Origin of the sequence: Paracoccus sp. IB05 (assembly GCF_016405985.1) — a bacterium.
GTDB lineage: Bacteria > Pseudomonadota > Alphaproteobacteria > Rhodobacterales > Rhodobacteraceae > Pseudogemmobacter.
The window spans coordinates 36,013-53,263 of record NZ_JAEFCF010000030.1 but is presented as its reverse complement, the minus strand read 5'-3'; the positions used below and the strand labels follow the sequence as shown (position 1 = coordinate 53,263).

The window sequence follows — 17,251 nt, the reverse complement described above, 5'->3', positions numbered from 1 at the left end:
CCTGCTGCTCCCCGGGGCTAAGCAGATGAACCCTTCACAGGATTGGTGCAACAGAGCCTCCGGCGGGCCTGCGACGAAGGCAGGAACCGAGCCGCCAGGCATGTCTTGCGCATTGATCTGGCCTGGAGAAACGGTTGCATACATCCGGGAACCGCGCCGGGCATCGGCCGGCGCTGCGGAGATGGTATGCGCAGCAACCCGGCGTCAGCCTGATGTCTCCTGACATCGGATAGCGGTCTGCACGCCGCAGCGACCCGGACGCCGGTACGCGGGCAGGGTGTCGCCCGCATAGGCCGCAACGCTGGCGATCCGCTCGGGCAGATGGCCGCAATACGGATTTTGCCGCCTTGCATCGCGGATACCATCCGCAAAACCTCCATGAAAGAGCGTACAAACCATGTGCCGCTGCCGTATACGGCCGCATTCGGACAGGCCGTCAGACCCGCCACCGCAGAGGTTGCCAGGATATGACCCGACTTCTGCCCGAGGCATGCGCCCATACCGGCGGCGACCCGTTAGGGACGCCATTGATGGTCATATCAATCATACGCGTCCATTCCGTGGTCCTGAGAGCCGGGACCGGCGCCCCCGGCCCTGGGCCGGAGTTGGGGAAAATCGCGTCGATGCTGCCGAATTCTGCAGAGGCACGGATACGGGTACGGGCAATGAAGGCAAGGCTGCCCTCCGCGTCGATAAGGTCCATCTCCTGCCTGATCGCCTGGCCGCCCGCCTCGGTGATCCGCCCGGGCGATCTTTTTCAGCCGGTCTTCGCGGCGCGCATCCGGAATCACCTGCGCGCCTCTGGCGGCGAGGAGCTTTGCGGTGGCCTCGCCGATGCCCGAAGAGGCGCCGGTGATCAGAAGGGTTTTGTGCTGGGTGGTGTGGGTTTTTTCCTGCCCTCTTTGGAAAACGGGCTGGAGGCGCAGGCGTCCGGCCCTTTGACGAGTTAAGCGCGGTTCTCCGCGGCTGAGAGGCGATGCCCGGGAATATCCTGACAGGCCGGCGAGCCGCACCAGGCGCGCGCGTCCTCCATGCCGGCGAAGCGCATCACGCGCCCCTTCCCCATGGCACCGTGACTTCCAGCCACTCAACCCGGTCACCATGCACCAGGGATTGCGGCGCGAATGGCGCCGGTGTTGCGCCGATGCGCTCGCGGCAGGGTTTCATGCCCTCCTCATCGCGGCTCACGCCAGGGATATGCATCACGCCGGTTGACCAGAGCGGTTGCTGCGGGTCCAGCCCGCAGGTGTCGCGATCTGAGGCAGCGCGTATCAGTCGCGAAGTTGTTCTTTCCCAGAAAGAAAGTATCGGCATGGACAGTGTGGTTTTCGGCCCGCTCAGGGCGGAATGCGATCGCGGCGGAAGATGGTATCACCGGGGCTGCGCGGCACCTCGGCCCGGGGCAGCCCTCGGCCAGCAGGGCGCTGCGGCCTCTGGAGGACCGGATTGGCTACCATTTTGTCATCGCCAGCTGGCGGCTGCTGATGATCCTGACCCGCGCAGACGGATCCGCGCCGTGATCGGCTTTCTTGTCGCCGGCAGCTTTCTCCTGGCGGAATGACAAATGCGGCATGCGAAACCCTGAAGCGGTGCAAACCCCAATAGGGCCGGTCACTGACCGCTTCCGGAAGACCAGAATCGCCAATAGGGTCCCTCGGCCTTTGCCACGCCTTAGATGTGTCAGATCATGGGAGCTGCCGGAGCCCGCCACCCGACTGCCAGAAAGGCGCCCCGGCCATGCCGGAGCGCCCGCCCTGGATCACATCGTGGCGATATCCATGACGAAGCGGTATTTCACGTCGCCTTTCAGCATCCGTTCGTAAGCGGTCTCGATTTCGTCGGCACGGATCATCTCGATATCCGAGGTGATGCCGTGTTTCGCGCAGAAATCCAGCATCTCCTGCGTCTCGGGGATGCCGCCGATCATCGACCCGGCAAGGCTGCGGCGGCGCATGATCAGGTTGAACACATTGGGCATCGGGTGCGGCGTGGCGGGTGCGCCGACCAGCGTCAACGTTCCGTCGCGCTTCAACAGCACGAGGAACGCGTCCAGATCATGGGGCGCGGCCACCGTGTTCAGGATCAGATCGAAGCTTTTGGCATGGGCGGCCATCTCGGCCGCGTTGCGCGACACCACCACCTCATCCGCGCCGAGCTTCAGCGCATCGGCCCGCTTTGACTCCGAGGTGGTAAAGGCCACAACATGCGCGCCCATGGCATGGGCCAGTTTGATGCCCATATGGCCAAGCCCGCCGATCCCGACGACGCCAACCTTCTTGCCCGGGCCCGTCCCCCAATGGCGCAGCGGCGACCAGGTGGTGATCCCGGCGCAGAGAAGAGGGGCCACGGCGGCCAGCTGATCCTCGGGATGGGTGATCTTCAGCACATAGCGCTCATGTACCACCACCTCTTGCGAATAGCCGCCAAGGGTGTGGCCGGGCGCATCCGGCGTCGGCCCATTATAGGTGCCGATCATGCCGTCGCAGTAATTCTCCAGCCCGTCATTGCATTCGGCGCAATGCTGGCAGCTGTCGACGATACAGCCGACGCCGACCAGATCACCGGGCCTGTGGCTCGTGACATGCGCGCCGACCGAGGCGACGCGGCCGACGATTTCGTGACCCGGAACACAGGGGTACAGGGTTCCGGCCCATTCGCCCCGGGCCTGATGCAGGTCGGAATGGCAGATGCCACAGAACAGGATCCCGATCTGCACATCATGGGCGCCGGGGATGCGGCGGGTGATGTTCAGGGGGGCCAGCGGCGCATCACCTGCCGGGGTGCCATAGGCTTTCACAACCATTTCAGGTCTCCTTTTGTGGTGGGTCCGGCCGGTTTTGCGCTGTGGTCAGGGCGATTCCTGACCCGCCGGGGCTGACCCTGGGTGCAGATTATACGGGTTTCAGCGATGTCAGACGCCGTAATCGGCGTCGCTTACATGTTCCAGCCAGTCGACGACTTTGCCGTCCTTTACCTCCTGAAGCGCAATATGGGTCATGGTGGTGGCGGGGCCGGCACCGTGCCAGTGGCGTTCGCCCGGGGCAAACCACACGACATCACCGGGGCGGATTTCCTCGACCGGGCCGCCATCCCGCTGCACCCGGCCGAGGCCAGCCGTGACGATCAGCGTCTGACCCAGCGGGTGGGTGTGCCAGGCGGTGCGGGCGCCCGGCTCGAAGGTCACACTCGCGCCTTGCACACGGTCGGGCGCGGCGGGGTTGAACAGGGTGTCAATACGGACCTGTCCGGTGAACCAGTCGGCGGGGCCTTTGCGCGAAGGCACCTGTCCGGCGCGGAATATTTCCATCGGTTTTCTCCTTAAGACATATGATCAGGGCGCAGCGGATGCATGCCCCTGACCCGCAGCGGCGCCACCCCGCCCTCGATCCGGCCCGGAAGGTTCAGATCGTCTCGACAGGGATAGCCGCTGTGAAAGAAGGCCAGATTGCCCCAGCCGCGAAAGTAACACAGATCGCCCGGCGCCTCATCACGGATCGGTTGACCTCCGGTCTCATCCAGACGGCGGGGCAGATGGGCGCGCTTCGCATTGTCCCGCAACAGATAGCTGAATTCCTGATCGGCACAACGGCAACGCAGGCGCATGGCGGGTCCTGTCTGTGTTCGGGCCTTTGCGGGCAGCAGCGCTGCGGCGGCACTGGCGATGAACAGGCGGGGGTTCGACGGGTTCATGGCGCAGCCTCCGGATTTCCCCATGCAGGATGCGCCAGCAATGATGCACCTGGAAACCGCAGCAGAGCCATCGCGACCAGCATCTGTGACCGGCATCTGTGACAGCAACAGGGTCAGCGACAGTTGTGGCACGGTGAAGCCGGCGCCCCCCCCCGACAGCACTGTCGCCTGTGCCATGCGCGACGGGTTCGCCATCGGGGGGCTGTCATGTCCATGGCCGGTCGTGCTTTCGCTGATCCATTCGATGGGCTGTAAATAGCAAGGACAGATCGCGAGGATTACCCATCGCAATCCACTTGCACTCATCGACCGGAGCCATAAATCTGACGGGATGGAGGCCCCGGATGGCACGCGAACAGTTCAACGACCTTCTGTGGTTCCTCGCCGTGGCCGAAGAGCGCAGCTTCACCCGCGCGGCCGCCCGGCTAGGCATCTCGCAGTCCACGCTCAGCCATACGATCAGGCGGCTCGAGACGCGGATGGGCGTGCTGCTTCTGAACCGCACCACCCGCAATGTCGCCCCGACCGGGGCAGGCGAGCGGTTGCAGCTGTCGCTTTCCCCGCGCATCGCCGAGATCGAGTCTGAGATGGCCACGATCATGTCCTGGCGCGACCGGCCTGCGGGAAGGGTGCGGATCACGCTGTCAGACCATGCGCTGCACACCATCGTCTGGCCAAAACTGCGCGAGGTTCTGATCGGTTATCCCGATATCCGGGTCGAGTTCAGCGTCGACAGCGCCTTTCGCAACATCGTCGACAGCGGCTTCGATGCCGGTATCCGCCTTGGTGAAAGCGTCGAGCAGGACATGATTGCGGTGCGGATCGGGCCGGACTGGCGGCTGGTGGCGGTAGCCTCGCCCGGCTACCTCGCAGCACGCGGCACGCCCATGCACCCAAAAGAGCTGATCACCCATACCTGCATCAACATCCGGCAGATCGCGGCGGGCGGCCTCTATGCCTGGGAGTTCGAGAAGGGCGGTGAAGACCTGCGCGTGCGCGTCGAGGGGCAGCTGACCTTCAACGGATCCTATGAGATGGTCGATGCCGCGATGCGCGGCTACGGCATCGCCTATGTGCCCGAAGATCTCGTGGCCCGGCAGGTTGCCTCGGGCGCGCTTAACGTGGTGCTGGACGACTGGTCACAGCCATTTGCGGGCTATTTCATCTATTACCCAAGCCGCCGCCAGAACCTGCCCGCGTTCCGGGTGATCGTCGACGCTCTGCGCCACAGCCCTCCCTCGTCTTTTGCCTGACAGGGCGCTGAAGACGTCACCGGCGCGAAACCGGAAGTCAGGAGCTGGCTGAGCGCCTATGGGGCGCATCAGACAGCACTCATCACTGGCTTAAACCGATGTCACGATAACCCTGTGCCACGCAGCGCGCCTTCGGACCGCAGTCTCCGCGTCGAAGCCGTGCCCGGACTTTTCGGGCTGACCTTTTCGGCGTCAGTGGATGCCGGGCGATGGGTTCTGGTCGGGACTCGTATCGTGAACGGCCCGGAGTCTCCTGTCACCTTGAGGCCGGTGCATGGTCCTGTCCCGGCCGCTCCTGCCGCCGCCTGCCTCTTCCGGCTCTGAACCCTGTTGCACCAGAGTATGTGGTCGCGGCGGATGCTGGCCCTGACCTGCGGGAAACAGGGTCTCTGATTTCGTCCGGGGCGGGCAGGGCCGTTTTAATCCGGGGCCGCTGCGATCAGCCCCGGGGCGAGCTTTGCCACAGGGGCAGTTCATCAATCCACCGGGCGCGCCGCAGATCCGCGAGGCTCGCCATGCCGCTGAAGGCCATAAAGCCCCGCAGTTCATCTTGCAGCAGTTCCGCCATGCGGACCACGCCCTGCTCGCCGCCCGCAGCCAGCGCCCAAAGGAAAGCCCGTCCCGCCAGAACGGCGTCTGCGCCGGCTCCGATCAGCTTGGCGATATCACTGCCCCGCCGCACGCCGCTGTCTGCGAGGATCAGGAGCCTGCCGCCCACGGCCGCACGGATCTCTGGCAAAACCGACAGCGGCATGGCCAGGCTGTCGAGGTTGCGCCCGCCATGTGACGAGATCACGACCCCGTCGGCACCAAGGCGCAGCGCTGTTTCGGCATCCCCGGGATGCTGGATTCCCTTGATGATCATCCGCCCCGGCCAGCGATTGCGGATCGCTTTCATAAGATCTGCCCGGAAATCCGTTTCAAGGGCGAAACGGGGGTCGCTGACGGATCGGGTGATCGCCGTCCGCACCTCGCCGGGATAATTGTCGAAAGAGGGCAATCCGCGCGTCATCCAGTACCGGCCCATAACCCCCAGGGTCCAGCCGGGGTGGCGCAGCAGATCGAGGCCCAGTTTCAGGTTCGGTCGCAGCGGAATCGAAAACCCATTGCGCAAATTATGGACCTTCTTGGGTGACCCCGGGGTATCGACCGTCACCAGAAGCGTATCAATGCCCAGGTCGCGCACCCTGTCCATCAGGCGGAAGGTCTCTTCCCGGTCGCGCCAGGGATAGAGCTGGAACCAGAGCGCGGCCTGGGGGGCGCCCTCGCGGATCTCTTCGATCCGGGTCGAGGCCTGGGTTGCCGCGCAATAGGGCAGCCCGGCGCGGCCCGCTGCCCTGGCCATCCCGATCTCGCCATTGTAGCGGATCAGGCCCGCAAGGGCCGTGGGCGCAATGATGATCGGATGAGGATGTCTGCGCCCCAGCACTTCGGCCGACATATCGGGCGTGGTGGCATCGCAAAGCGCCCTTTGCACGATCCGGCGGCTGTCAAACCCATGGCGCAGGGCAGGTATGGCCGTCTCGGCCTCGGTGCCGCGATCGATATAATCGAAAATGGCGCGCGGCAGCCGGCGCCGGGCCGCCTGCCGCATTTCAGCAAAATCCATCAGGGCGGCGGGCGGCATAGAGGGTCCTGGTCAGGAGGCGAGGGTGAACCGCCCGGTTGGGAGCGAGAGATCGGGGGTTGAGCTGATCGCAACCGCCCCGGTGAAGATCGCCCGCTTCAGGCGGTTGAGAGACAGATCCTGGTGTTCGGTCGCCAGCCGGTCCGAGGCGGCGATATCGCGATCGGCAATCGCCTCGACCATCAGCCGGTGTTGCCGCGCCGTTTCACGCACATGCAGCACCAGTTCGTCATCGGGTTCGGCATCCGAGATGCTGGCGCGGTCGGTATTCGAGAAACAGGCCCGCGCCAGACGGCTGGACGCGATCAGCGTCCGCTCATAGAAATCGAGGAAGTAACGGTTCTTTGCCGCCGCCGCGATCCGGGTGTGAAAGGTCACATTCGCATCCTGCCGTTCCAGCCCGTCACCGCTGCTGGTGAGGGCCTCGAAATCGAGCATCGCCTGACGTATCGCGGTAAGGTCGGCTTCGGTCCGGTTTTCTGCCGCAAGCCGGTGGATCATCCGGCTTGAAATCAGCAGGGCCTCGTAAAGCTTTGGCACCTCGTCGAAATCCAGCGGCGCGACCCGCGCGGTGCGGCCATCGCGGATCACCAGCCCATCGGCGATCAGCTGGATGATCGCCTCACGGATCGGGGTGCGCGAGACTGAAAGCTGTGCGGCGATCCCGGCTTCGTCGATCACGGCGCCGGGCCGCAGGTCAAGCCGAAGGATGCCGTCCCGCAGGACACGCAGCACCTTGTCGCCGTCGCGGCCCGAAGTCTGTTCGGTCATGGTGATCCCCCCGAGACCTTTTCCCTGAGATATATTCATCGTCTCTTCAGTCACTTGCAAGCGATCCCTGAGGCAGGTGCCAGGCGGATTACGGCAGCACACGCCCGGGGTTCATCAGGCCTTTTGGATCAAGCAACTGCCTGATCGCGCGCATCATCCTGAGTTCGGCTTCGGGTTTGTAGCGGGCCATATCAGCAATATGGATCGACCCGACCCCATGTTCGGCGCTGAAGGTTCCGCCCATCGCCGCGGCGATGTCGTAAAGCGCATGGTTCAGATGCGCGGTCAGACCGGGTTTGTCGCTAACCGCGGCCCAGTCAGCATGGCTGAACATGGCGATGTAATGCAGGTTTCCGTCGCCCAGATGCCCGACCACCACCGGAACCGCCTGCGGCAGTTCACGCGCCAGCCAGGCCCCGGCGGCGGCGATAAAGGGGCCGATCTGCGCCAGCGGCACCGCGATATCATGGGTCAGGCCCATGCCCTCTTTGACATTGCCCTCGGTGACGTGATGGCGCAGCCCCCATAGCTCGCCGCGCTGGCGTTCGCTGGTCGCGAGCACCGCATCCAGCACCGCGCCTGCCTCAAAGGCGGGAGCCAGCGCATCGGTCAGCCGCTCCTCCAGCGCTTCGGGTGCGGTTGAGCCCGAGACTTCTGCCAGCAGATACCAGTCGGCATCCTCCGGCAGTGCAAGCTTCGCCCCCGGCACATGGCGCAAGACGATGGCCATCTGGCTTTGCGACAGGATCTCAAGCGCCGAAACCTCGCCCGGGAAGGCCGAGCGCAGCTGGCGCGCCAGCGCGAGCACCGCATCATTGCCCCTGGCGGCCAGCATCGCGGTCAGCGTATGCGGCGGGCGCGGGAACAGCCGCAGCGCGGCGGCGGTGATCACGCCCAGCGTCCCCTCTGACCCGGCGAAGAGATTGCGCAGATCATAGCCGGAATTGTTCTTACGCAGGGTGCGCAGCCCCTCCCACACCGTGCCATCGGCCAGAACCACCTCAAGCCCCAGCACCAGATCGCGCATATTGCCATAGCGCAACACGCCGGTTCCGCCCGCATTGGTGGCGATATTACCGCCGATCTGGCAGGAGCCTTCGGCGCCAAGGCTCATCGGGAACAGCCGGTCAGCCGAGGCCGCCGCCTCCTGCACCTTTTGCAGGATACAGCCTGCCTCGACGATGATGCTGTCGTCATCGGCGTCGATTTTGCGAATGGCATTCATCCGCGCGAGGTTGAGGATGATCCCCGCCCCGCTTTCATCGGGAACCGAGCCGCCACAGACGCTGGTATTGCCGCCCTGGGGAAAGACCGGCGTTCCGGTCTCGAAACAGGCGCGCAGCACCGCCGAAACCGCGGCCGTATCAGAGGGCAGCACCAGCGCCAGTGCCGCGCCGGAATGCCGGCGCCGCCAGTCCACCAGATGCGGTGCCATGTCATCGGCATCGGTGACGATGGCGAGGCCGGGAATGGCGCGAAGGCGCGAGAGGATATCAGACAAGATCGGGCTCCGGGGAGGGGATGGCTTCAGCGGTCCAGCAATACGCCGTCTTCGGGGTTCCAGCACAGCCGCACCGGCGTTCCTGGCCGGGCGCGGCGGCTGACATGTTCGGAAATCGCCTTGGTGGTCAGGACGAGACCGTTGCCGGCCTCTGCCTGGATCCGGGTCATACCGCCGATGAAAGAGGTCCCTGCAACCCGGCCCTCGATCAGATTGGCTCCGGCAGGCGCGGTCTCGCCCTCTGCCAGCAGGTGCAGCCGCTCGGGACGGATCATCAGCGTGACGGCAGCCCCTTTGGCCCGGGTCGTATCGCGCAGCACAAATTCGCCGCCTGCCGCGGCGGCCATGCGGCCCGGCCCCGAGATACTGCCCTCGATCAGGTTCGATTCCCCGATGAATTCCGCCACAAAGCGGCTTTGCGGCGCGAAATACAGCTCATCCGGGGTGCCAAGCTGGGCGATCTCGCCGACGCTCATCAGGCAGATGCGATCCGACATGTTCAGGGCCTCTTCCTGATCATGCGTCACATAGATGAAGGTGGTGCCCAGATCGGTATGCAGGCGCTTGATCTCATCCTGCATCTGTTCGCGCAGGTTCTTGTCCAGCGCGCCAAGCGGTTCATCCATCATGATGATCGCGGGCGAATAGACGATGCAGCGGGCGATTCCGACGCGCTGTTGCTGGCCGCCCGACATCTGGCGCGGCTTGCGCTCCTCAAAGCCTTTCAGGCCGACGCGCTCCAGCGCCTCATGCACCTTGCGGCGGATCTCGTCGGCAGAGCAGCCTCGCACCCGCAGCGGATAGGCGACATTCTCGAACACCGTCATATGCGGCATCAGCGCATAATTCTGGAACACCATACCGATGCCCCGGTCACGCGGCGGCGTGAAAGTAATGTCGCGGTCATCCAGCAGGATGCGCCCTGCGGTCGGGGCAATCGCCCCGGCGATCAGGTTCAGAAGCGTGCTCTTGCCCGATCCCGACGGGCCGAGCAGCGTCAGGAATTCACCGCGATGCACCGTCAGATCGGTCGGGCGCAGCGCCAGCGCCGAGCCGAAGCTCATCGAGACGCCCTGAAGCGTGATCGCATGCTGGGTATGGCTCTGGGATGGGCTCATGCGGGTCACTCCTTCACGGGGACGGTATAGGCCAGCCGCAGCCTGCCTCCGTCGGCATAGATCGTCTCGCCGGTCATGTAGGACGAATCCTCCGAGCCGAGGAAAACGCAGATCCGGCCGATTTCGCGCACGGTGCCAAGGCGGCCCATCGGCGTGCGGGCCAGCATGCCCTTTTGCACGGCGGGATCATTCTCGAAGATCTTGTCCAGCAGTTCGGTCGCAATCGAACCGGGGCCGACGCCGTTGACACGGATGCCATGCGGCGCCAGCCCAAGCGCCATGGCCGAGGTCAGCTGGTTGATGCCGCCCTTCGACACCGCATAGGCCAGGATATGCGGGCTGGCGACGATGGCATTGATCGAGCTCATATTGATGATCGAACCCTGAACGCCATGCGCGGCCATCCAGCGTGCACCGGCCTGACCCACCAGGAAAGCGCCCTTGAGATTGACCGACAGCACCTTGTCGAAATCCGCCTCCGAGAGGTCAAGGATGGTGCCGGTCAGGTTGATGCCGCTGTTGCAGACCACGATATCGAGACGCCCGAAAGCGGCCAAAGCCGCCTCGACCACCGCCGCCGCATCGGCGCTTTGCGAGACATCACAATGGACGAAGCGGCAGTTTCCGCCCAGCTCTGCCGCCAGGGCCTGGCCCTTGTCATCCTGGATATCCGCGAGGATCACCTTCGCCCCTTCGGCGATATATTCGCGCGCGATGCCCTCACCGATGCCCTGCGAGGCCCCGGTGATAATGGCAACCCTGTCTTTCAGCTGCATGGTTCAGTCCTTCTGGCTTCTGGTCCTGACCGCTTCGGCATCATGGTCGCAATCGTCCATGGCGGCGGAGAGGAACTGTTTCTGGATCCGCTGGGTCGGCGTCTTGCGAAAGTCGTCAACAAACCGGACAAGGCGCGGCACCTGGAAACGGGCCATGCGATCGGCGCACCAGGACAGCAGGGTTGCCCCGTCCAGAGTGCTGCCCCCGATCCGGCGCACGAAGAGTTTCAGATCCTCGTCCCCGATCTCGTTCTTGACCCCGATCAGGGCGGATTCGGCGATTTCGGGATGGTCATTGACCACGCGTTCGACCTCCCAGGCCGAGATATTCTCGCCCCGGCGGCGCAGGCTGTCCTTTTTGCGGCCGTGATAGGTGATGAAGCCATCGGCATCCATCTCGGCGATATCGCCGGTATAAAGCCAGCCGTCGCGCAATGCACCGGCGGTCGCCTCGGGATTGGCATAATAGCCCGTGGTCAGAACGCCGGGCTCGGTCTCGGCCACGCGGATCTCGCCGGGCTGGCCCGGGGCGCAGGGCTGACCCTGATCATCGACCACCTCGACGCGGAAGTAATCGACTGCCGTGCCGATTGATCCGAGCTTGCCCGCCCGGCTGCCGCCGGGGTTGATGGTCGAAAAGCTGGAGGTCTCGGTCATGCCATAGCCTTCGCGGATTTCGATCCCGAAGCGCGCCTCAAATGCGGCCCAGACATCGCGCGGGCAACCGCCGCCCCAGGCGATGCGTGCGCCATGGCTGCGGTCCAGAGCCGAGGGCGGTTGCTTCAGCAAAAGCTGCAGCACGCCACCGACGAAATGGATATGGCTCGCGCCGGCGTCACGGACCTCGGTCCAGAACCGGCTGGCCGAAAAACGCGGCACCATATGAAGGGTGACCGGCACCATCAGCGCGAGGACCAGCACCTCGGCCCCGAAGACGTGATAGATCGGGTCCCAGAAATGCAACACCGATCCCGGCTGCATATCCGAGAGCCAGATCGAGCCAAGCGCGGTCGCCTGCACCATCCGGTCGGACATCTGTACGCCCTTGGGCGCACCGGTGGTGCCCGAGGTATAAAGGATGATCCTGAGATCGCGCCGGTCATGAGGGACCGCAGGAGGGGTTTCGCCCCCCGCCATCAGCCCGGACAGAGCCATTCCCCCGGCAGACAGAGCCGCACCGGGGGGGCACCGCCAGACCGCTGCCGCACAGGCCCCCTCTGCGCGGGCTGCACGGATCGCGCCGTCCAGCACCTGGGAAAATTCGATATCCGCGATCACCATTGCCGGGGCAGAATGCGTGATCTGATACTCCAGTGACGGGCCTTTCAGCGCCGTATTCACCGGCACCAGAACCGCGCCCAGCAGTTGAATGGCGAAAAAGACCAGCACATGATCGAGGTGATGGCCCAGCATGACCGCCACCCGGTCGCCCTGGCGGATGCCTTGCGCAGACAGCCCCGCTGCCAGCTGCCCGACCGCCTGCGCCAGACCGGCGCAGGTCAGGTCATGGCCGTCATGGCGCAGATAGACATGATCCGGGCGCGCGGCGGCGGCACGGGCGAGCAGACCCGGCACCGTCTCATCCTCGCGAAAGAACGGGGCGCCACTGTCGCGAGACAGCTTTACCACAGCCATTCCCCCGCATCGCTCAGGGTCCAGACCTCACTGCCATCGGCGGTCAGCGGGGCGCGTTCCAGCCGCAGATGGCCGTTTTGCTGGCGCACGGCCATGGCGAAGAACTCATAGACCGCCGCCCGCAATTCCGGCGCGGCCGCATCGGTGAAGGGGTTGAACCCTTGCAGCCGCAAGACCGCATGCCTGCTGTCGCCTTCGACGGTGACGTCATTGCGGAAGGCGGCAAAAAGGGCGGCAAACATCTGCAGGACGGAAAGCGCATCGGTGCCGCGATGGCCGGTGGTTGCCGCGAGATCTTTGGTGAATTGCGCCGCCAGCAGCCGCATCGCGGCGCGGATGATATCGGTCGCGGCATTCACGCCCAGCAATTCGTAAAGGATCGCAATGACATGGCGCACATAATCCACGCCGTAATTATAGCCGCCTTTCAGGATCCGCGCCTCGGGCCAGGTTTCCGGATTCAGTTTCGGCGCCGCCTCGGGCAGGAATTCGGGTGTTTTTTCGACATGTTCGACCCGGAACCGCTCGGTCGGCGAGAGGTCGTGGTCATATTCGTAGAAATAACCTTCGTCATAGGGATGGCCCTCGGAGACGAATTTCGTCGCCACCCAGCCGAGGCGCGGACAGCCCAGCAGCTCGCCATTGCGCGGATGCCAGGTCGAAAGGATCGTGCGCCGCACGGCATGGGGCACCGCCAGCGCGGCGATCCCGGGATAGGATCCCCAGGGCGCCATATAGCGGATCCAGGCCTTGCGCGGGCTTTCCACCACGACCTGCATATTCAGCCCGCCGATCGAATTTGAGAAATAGTGATACAGCGCCGCCGTCACTGCCGGGGGATTGTCGCGGATCTCCAGCTTGTCGAGCGCGGCCAGAAAGCGGTCTTTCTGTTCGCCGGTCAGCAGACGGCGCCAGATCTCGACCAGGGTTGCCTCGCCCTTTTCGCGGTAGCACATCGCCGTCATGCCCGAGACCATCAGCCAGGCGAATTTGCTGGCCAGCCCGGTGCGGGCGCGCAGATCCTCAAGCGTTTCGGTAACCATGTCTTTTGTCATCGGGAACCCTTCCTGTTTTGTTTATCAGCCCGCCGAGGGGGTGCTTTTTTTCAATGCGACCATGATCAGGCAGACCACCAGCGAGATCCCGGTCAGGAGCGTCGAGACGGCGGCGATGATCGGGGAAATCTCCCAGCGGATGGCGCTGTACATCTTGACCGGCAGCGTGGCGGTGGTCGGTCCCGAGAGGAACCAGGAGATCACCACCTCATCGAATGAGATGAGGAAGGCGAAGAGACCGGCCCCGATCAGGGACGGCACCAGCTGCGGTAAAACCACGGTGCGGAACATGCGGAACCGCCCCGCCCCCATCAGCTGGGCGCCGAATTCCAGATTGCGGTCCAGCTTCTGGATGCCGGCCACGATCATCACCAGCACATAGGGCAGCGTGTGCATGACATGGCCCAGCACCAGCGCCAGCGTGGTGCCGTTGATCCGCAGATATGAGAAATACAGGTAGAACCCAAGCGCGGTCACGATCGAGGGGATCACCAGCGGCGACATCATCGCCCCCATGATCAGCCCGCGCCCGGGAAACCGGAAGCGCGCGATGCCATAGGCCGCAGGCACCCCCACCAGCAGCACGACCACAGTCGAGATGCTGGCGACCTTCGCGCTTTGCAGCAAGGGGCCGGTCCAGGCGGGCGAGGACAGAAACTGGCGGAACAGATCCAGCGAATAGGTCGAGGGCGGGAAGCTCAGCTCATTGGGCGAGCCGAAAGCCATCGGCACCACCACCACAATCGGGGCCAGCAGGAAGATATAGACGGCCCAGGCCAGCAGGCTGCCCATGGCTTGCAGGCGGCGCGATTGCGGGTCACGGATGGAACGGTCGGACATCTCTCGCTTCCTCTCAGCTCTGTTTGCGGCGCAGGACCGACAGTGGTGCAATGGCCAGCACCACCATCCCCAGAAGCAGCACGCCAACGGCTGCGGCCATGCTCCAGTCCAGGGTTTCGCGGGTGTAGAAATCGACGAGATTGGACAGCATGGCGTCGCGTGGCCCGCCCAGCAGCGCCGGTACGATAAAGAAGCCAAGCGCCATGACGAGGACCGAGGAGAGCCCCGCAATGATCCCCGGCAGGCTGAGCGGCAGCGTCACGGTGCGAAAGATCCGCACCGGTTTCGCGCCCATCACCGAGGCCGCGCGGTAAACGGAATCGTCAATCGCCATCAGGCTCGCCAGCACCGGAAAGACCACGAAGGGCGTCAGATAATTGGTCATGCCGATCAGAACGCCGATCCGGTTCAGGATCAGGGCCAGCTGCACCTGGCTGCCACTGACCCAGGTCAGGAATTCATTGACCATCCCCGACCGGCCGAGGATCACCGTAAAGGCGTAGCATTTGACCAGAACCGAGGTCCAGAACGGCAAAAGCACCAGCACCATGTAAAGGCTGCGGCGGCGGGGCGTCTGGCGCGCCAGATGCAGCGCGATGACATAGCCGAGCACCAGGCTGAGCGCCGAGGCCGAAAGCGCGATGATCAGCGTGGTCGAGAGCGTGCGGCGGAACAGGGCCGAACCCAACAGGTCTGAATAGGCGCGGAAACTGAAATCCGGCCCGCCAAAGCTGGTGTAAAAGATATAAAGCAGCGGCGCTGCCAGGATCGACAGGGTGATCAGCGTGGCCGGCGTCACGAATGCGACGGCGCCACGCAGTTCTGCGGCTCGGTTCATGCTCGTCTCCGTTTCACAGGCCATAGACAGGAAAAGGCGACCCCGCCCGTAAGTGGCGGGGTCGTGGACAGGGCGCCGGGTTCAGAGCAGCATCCATTCCTTGAAACGGCGCGAGACGGTTTCGAAATTGTCTGCCCACCAGGCGTCATTCATCAAAGCGTTGTTGGCATTCTCCATATCCGGCAACCACTTGCGCGATTCCTCGGACAAAAGCGGCACCGCGCCCTTTGACACCGGCGCATTGGCCAGCAGCTCCATCGTAGCTGCCTGCACCTCGGGCGAGAGCATATGCGCCACGAATTTCATCGCATTCTCGCGGTTGGGCGCGCCCTTGACCACGGCCAGATATTCCAGCCCGTTCAGGGTCTGGTCGAAGGAAAACGCCATGCCCGCCCCGGCCTCGCCCGTGGTGCGCACGCGGCTCGAATAGGAATAGCTGAAATCAACCTCGCCGGTTTGCAGCAGGGTGATGGTCTGGGGCGTGGCCGCCACCCAGGAGGCGACGGACGGCTTGATCCGGTCCAGCGCGGCGAAAGCCCGGTCAACATCCAGCGGGTAGAGATCAGCCGGAGCGACACCATCGGCCAGCAGCGCCGCTTCGAGCGTTTCGCTCGGGCGGTCGCGGAACGTGCGGCGGCCGGGGAATTTCTCAAGGTCGAAATATTCGGCAAAGTTGCGCGGGTATTCGCCTTCACCCTTTTTCGACGGGTCATAGGCGATGCCGCCGGCCCAGGTGTAGAAAGGTGCCAGATCGGCGGTGGGTGCAATCGCAAGATCATCAAGATCGAAGAGGCCTTCGTCAAAGGCTTCCCAATAGCCTTCTTTCGACCCGGAGGCTCCCATGGCGCCGGGGGCATCGAACACATCCCATTCGACATTGCCGGTCATGACCTGCGCCTTGACCTTGGCAAGGTCCGGCGTGTCGATGATCGTGACCTCGATCCCGGTCTTTTCGGTGAAGGATCTGATGCCGCCCTCATAGACGGAATCGCGGTAGGTGCCGCCCCAGGTAACAAAGGTCAGCTTGTTGGTCGAGGCCAAGGCGCGGCCTGCGCCGAGGATCGCGGGCGCCGCCAGAAGGCTTGCGCCGCTGGCCATGAAATTACGTCGGGTCAGGCGATTTGCTTCAGTCATCTTAGTCTCCCTGTGGTGATTGGCCCGGGGTCGTTCCTGCCCCCATATTCCGGAAAATACGCTCACGCCTTCGGGGCCAGAGCTGCTGCAAGCAGATGCGCAGCCTCGGCCTCAAGCTGCAGCGCCGCTGGCAGACCGGCGGTCAGCATGGCCACGGTCTCGGCACTTGCGGGGCGCAGCGGCGGCAGGCAATCGCCATGCGGCATGTCGCAAAGCGCCAGGGCCGCCCGCAAAGCAGTGGGGTTATGCTCGCGGTAGATCATCCCCACAAAGGGCATCAGCCGGCGGTGGAACGCCGCCGCCGCCGCCATCTCTCCGTTTGCACAGAGATGGTAAAGGTATTGCCAGGCCTTTGGGAACAAAAGCGAAGAGGCGAGGAAGCCGCCTTTCGCACCGATGGCGACATGGGCGGGGAAGACATTCTCTTCGCCGGTCAGGATGGTGGCCCGGTCGCCGATCGCCTCCATCACCCGCATCTGATAGCCGAGATCATGGCTGCAGGTCTTCATCGCAACGACACCCGCCTCGTCAACCAGCCGCGCCACGGTTTCGGCCTCAAGCTGGATCCCGGTGCGATAGGGGATCTCATAAAGCATGACCGGCAGATCGGTCACATCCGCCACCGCTTTGAAGTAATCCACCACGCCATCCCCGCCCGGACGGGCATAATAGGGTGTGACGAGCATGATCATATCCGCCCCCGCCGCAGTCGCGTCACGGGTTGCGGCAATCGCCTCGCCGATACCGGGCGACAGCACGCCTGCGATCACCGGGATGCGCCCGGCAACGGCCTCGACTGTCGCCTCCAGCATCTCGCGGCGCTGCGCGGGCGTCAGCGCGGTATATTCGCCGGTGCCGCCATTGGGTGCAATCGCACTGGCGCCGCCTTTGACCACATGCCCGGCCAGCTTTGCCACCATCGCATGATCCAGCGCACCATCGGAGCGCAGCGGCGTTGGCGTTGCGGACACGATGCCCTCAAGTCGGGAATGATGAAAACCCATCCTTTGCTC

17 protein-coding genes are annotated in these 17,251 nt (G+C 64.3%); 1 reads left to right on the top strand and 16 read right to left on the bottom strand.

Annotated elements, in window-relative coordinates:
• Window positions 1-17: 17 nt before the first annotated feature.
• From JC607_RS26125 to JC607_RS25465, 5 genes are all read right to left on the bottom strand, one after another.
• Window positions 18-500, bottom strand: coding sequence for an SDR family NAD(P)-dependent oxidoreductase (locus JC607_RS26125; RefSeq protein ID WP_198838253.1), 483 nt, complete (start codon window positions 498-500; stop codon window positions 18-20).
• 39 nt (window positions 501-539) lie between these two features.
• Entirely contained in the window at window positions 540-1,103 is a 564-nt protein-coding gene (locus JC607_RS25900; protein ID WP_198838252.1) for an SDR family NAD(P)-dependent oxidoreductase, read from the bottom strand.
• Between the two features lie 656 nt (window positions 1,104-1,759).
• Entirely contained in the window at window positions 1,760-2,803 is a 1,044-nt protein-coding gene (locus tag JC607_RS17865) for an NAD(P)-dependent alcohol dehydrogenase (RefSeq protein ID WP_198838250.1), read from the bottom strand.
• A gap of 108 nt (window positions 2,804-2,911) precedes the next feature.
• Window positions 2,912-3,307 (bottom strand): cupin domain-containing protein, encoded by a 396-nt coding sequence (locus tag JC607_RS17860; protein WP_198838249.1) that lies wholly within the window; start codon window positions 3,305-3,307, stop codon window positions 2,912-2,914.
• Between the two features lie 11 nt (window positions 3,308-3,318).
• Window positions 3,319-3,885: a cyclophilin-like fold protein gene (locus tag JC607_RS25465; RefSeq protein ID WP_233092982.1), complete on the bottom strand. Its 567-nt coding sequence runs from the start codon at window positions 3,883-3,885 to the stop codon at window positions 3,319-3,321.
• A 149-nt stretch (window positions 3,886-4,034) separates the two neighbouring features.
• Between JC607_RS25465 and JC607_RS17850 the strand changes: the two genes are divergently transcribed.
• On the top strand, window positions 4,035-4,943 hold the full coding sequence (locus tag JC607_RS17850; RefSeq protein WP_198838248.1) for a LysR family transcriptional regulator: 909 nt from the start codon (window positions 4,035-4,037) through the stop codon (window positions 4,941-4,943).
• Between the two features lie 439 nt (window positions 4,944-5,382).
• Here JC607_RS17850 and JC607_RS17845 read toward each other — a convergent pair whose 3' ends face one another.
• The 11 genes from JC607_RS17845 to JC607_RS17795 all read right to left on the bottom strand — a co-directional run bounded on the left by JC607_RS17845 (window position 5,383) and on the right by JC607_RS17795 (window position 17,242).
• Entirely contained in the window at window positions 5,383-6,570 is a 1,188-nt protein-coding gene (locus tag JC607_RS17845) for an alpha-hydroxy acid oxidase (RefSeq protein ID WP_198838247.1), read from the bottom strand.
• Between the two features lie 12 nt (window positions 6,571-6,582).
• Window positions 6,583-7,341, bottom strand: a complete 759-nt coding sequence (locus JC607_RS17840; protein ID WP_198838246.1) for a GntR family transcriptional regulator — start codon at window positions 7,339-7,341, stop codon at window positions 6,583-6,585.
• Window positions 7,342-7,429: 88 nt separating this feature from the next.
• Entirely contained in the window at window positions 7,430-8,842 is a 1,413-nt protein-coding gene (locus tag JC607_RS17835) for an FAD-binding oxidoreductase (RefSeq protein ID WP_198838245.1), read from the bottom strand.
• A gap of 26 nt (window positions 8,843-8,868) precedes the next feature.
• Complete coding sequence (locus tag JC607_RS17830) at window positions 8,869-9,960, bottom strand: ABC transporter ATP-binding protein (RefSeq protein ID WP_198838244.1); 1,092 nt, start codon at window positions 9,958-9,960, stop codon at window positions 8,869-8,871.
• Between the two features lie 5 nt (window positions 9,961-9,965).
• Window positions 9,966-10,736, bottom strand: coding sequence for an SDR family NAD(P)-dependent oxidoreductase (locus JC607_RS17825; RefSeq protein WP_198838243.1), 771 nt, complete (start codon window positions 10,734-10,736; stop codon window positions 9,966-9,968).
• 3 nt (window positions 10,737-10,739) lie between these two features.
• Window positions 10,740-12,371 carry a class I adenylate-forming enzyme family protein gene (locus JC607_RS17820; RefSeq protein WP_198838242.1) on the bottom strand — a complete coding sequence of 544 codons (1,632 nt, stop codon included), beginning with the start codon at window positions 12,369-12,371 and terminating at the stop codon, window positions 10,740-10,742.
• Window positions 12,359-13,426, bottom strand: coding sequence for a hypothetical protein (locus tag JC607_RS17815; protein ID WP_198838241.1), 1,068 nt, complete (start codon window positions 13,424-13,426; stop codon window positions 12,359-12,361). Before JC607_RS17815 ends, JC607_RS17820 begins: the two co-directional genes overlap by 13 nt.
• A gap of 24 nt (window positions 13,427-13,450) precedes the next feature.
• Window positions 13,451-14,266, bottom strand: a complete 816-nt coding sequence (locus tag JC607_RS17810) for an ABC transporter permease (RefSeq protein WP_198838240.1) — start codon at window positions 14,264-14,266, stop codon at window positions 13,451-13,453.
• A gap of 13 nt (window positions 14,267-14,279) precedes the next feature.
• Complete coding sequence (locus tag JC607_RS17805; RefSeq protein WP_198838239.1) at window positions 14,280-15,104, bottom strand: ABC transporter permease; 825 nt, start codon at window positions 15,102-15,104, stop codon at window positions 14,280-14,282.
• A gap of 81 nt (window positions 15,105-15,185) precedes the next feature.
• Window positions 15,186-16,238, bottom strand: coding sequence for an ABC transporter substrate-binding protein (locus JC607_RS17800; RefSeq protein ID WP_198838238.1), 1,053 nt, complete (start codon window positions 16,236-16,238; stop codon window positions 15,186-15,188).
• A 62-nt stretch (window positions 16,239-16,300) separates the two neighbouring features.
• Window positions 16,301-17,242 (bottom strand): dihydrodipicolinate synthase family protein, encoded by a 942-nt coding sequence (locus JC607_RS17795; RefSeq protein ID WP_198838237.1) that lies wholly within the window; start codon window positions 17,240-17,242, stop codon window positions 16,301-16,303.
• Between the last annotated feature and the right edge of the window lie 9 nt (window positions 17,243-17,251).

Excerpts from the sequence above, each read along its gene's own strand:
- JC607_RS26125 (WP_198838253.1), bottom strand. The coding sequence starts at position 500 with ATGGGCGCATGCCTCGGGCAGAAGTCGGGTCATATCCTGGCAACCTCT.
- JC607_RS25900 (WP_198838252.1), bottom strand. The coding sequence starts at position 1,103 with ATGGTGACCGGGTTGAGTGGCTGGAAGTCACGGTGCCATGGGGAAGGG.
- JC607_RS17865 (WP_198838250.1), bottom strand. The coding sequence starts at position 2,803 with ATGGTTGTGAAAGCCTATGGCACCCCGGCAGGTGATGCGCCGCTGGCC.
- JC607_RS17860 (WP_198838249.1), bottom strand. The coding sequence starts at position 3,307 with ATGGAAATATTCCGCGCCGGACAGGTGCCTTCGCGCAAAGGCCCCGCC.
- JC607_RS25465 (WP_233092982.1), bottom strand. The coding sequence starts at position 3,885 with ATGGCGAACCCGTCGCGCATGGCACAGGCGACAGTGCTGTCGGGGGGG.
- JC607_RS17850 (WP_198838248.1), top strand. The coding sequence starts at position 4,035 with ATGGCACGCGAACAGTTCAACGACCTTCTGTGGTTCCTCGCCGTGGCC.
- JC607_RS17845 (WP_198838247.1), bottom strand. The coding sequence starts at position 6,570 with ATGCCGCCCGCCGCCCTGATGGATTTTGCTGAAATGCGGCAGGCGGCC.
- JC607_RS17840 (WP_198838246.1), bottom strand. The coding sequence starts at position 7,341 with ATGACCGAACAGACTTCGGGCCGCGACGGCGACAAGGTGCTGCGTGTC.
- JC607_RS17830 (WP_198838244.1), bottom strand. The coding sequence starts at position 9,960 with ATGAGCCCATCCCAGAGCCATACCCAGCATGCGATCACGCTTCAGGGC.
- JC607_RS17825 (WP_198838243.1), bottom strand. The coding sequence starts at position 10,736 with ATGCAGCTGAAAGACAGGGTTGCCATTATCACCGGGGCCTCGCAGGGC.
- JC607_RS17820 (WP_198838242.1), bottom strand. The coding sequence starts at position 12,371 with ATGGCTGTGGTAAAGCTGTCTCGCGACAGTGGCGCCCCGTTCTTTCGC.
- JC607_RS17815 (WP_198838241.1), bottom strand. The coding sequence starts at position 13,426 with ATGACAAAAGACATGGTTACCGAAACGCTTGAGGATCTGCGCGCCCGC.
- JC607_RS17810 (WP_198838240.1), bottom strand. The coding sequence starts at position 14,266 with ATGTCCGACCGTTCCATCCGTGACCCGCAATCGCGCCGCCTGCAAGCC.
- JC607_RS17805 (WP_198838239.1), bottom strand. The coding sequence starts at position 15,104 with ATGAACCGAGCCGCAGAACTGCGTGGCGCCGTCGCATTCGTGACGCCG.
- JC607_RS17800 (WP_198838238.1), bottom strand. The coding sequence starts at position 16,238 with ATGACTGAAGCAAATCGCCTGACCCGACGTAATTTCATGGCCAGCGGC.
- JC607_RS17795 (WP_198838237.1), bottom strand. The coding sequence starts at position 17,242 with ATGGGTTTTCATCATTCCCGACTTGAGGGCATCGTGTCCGCAACGCCA.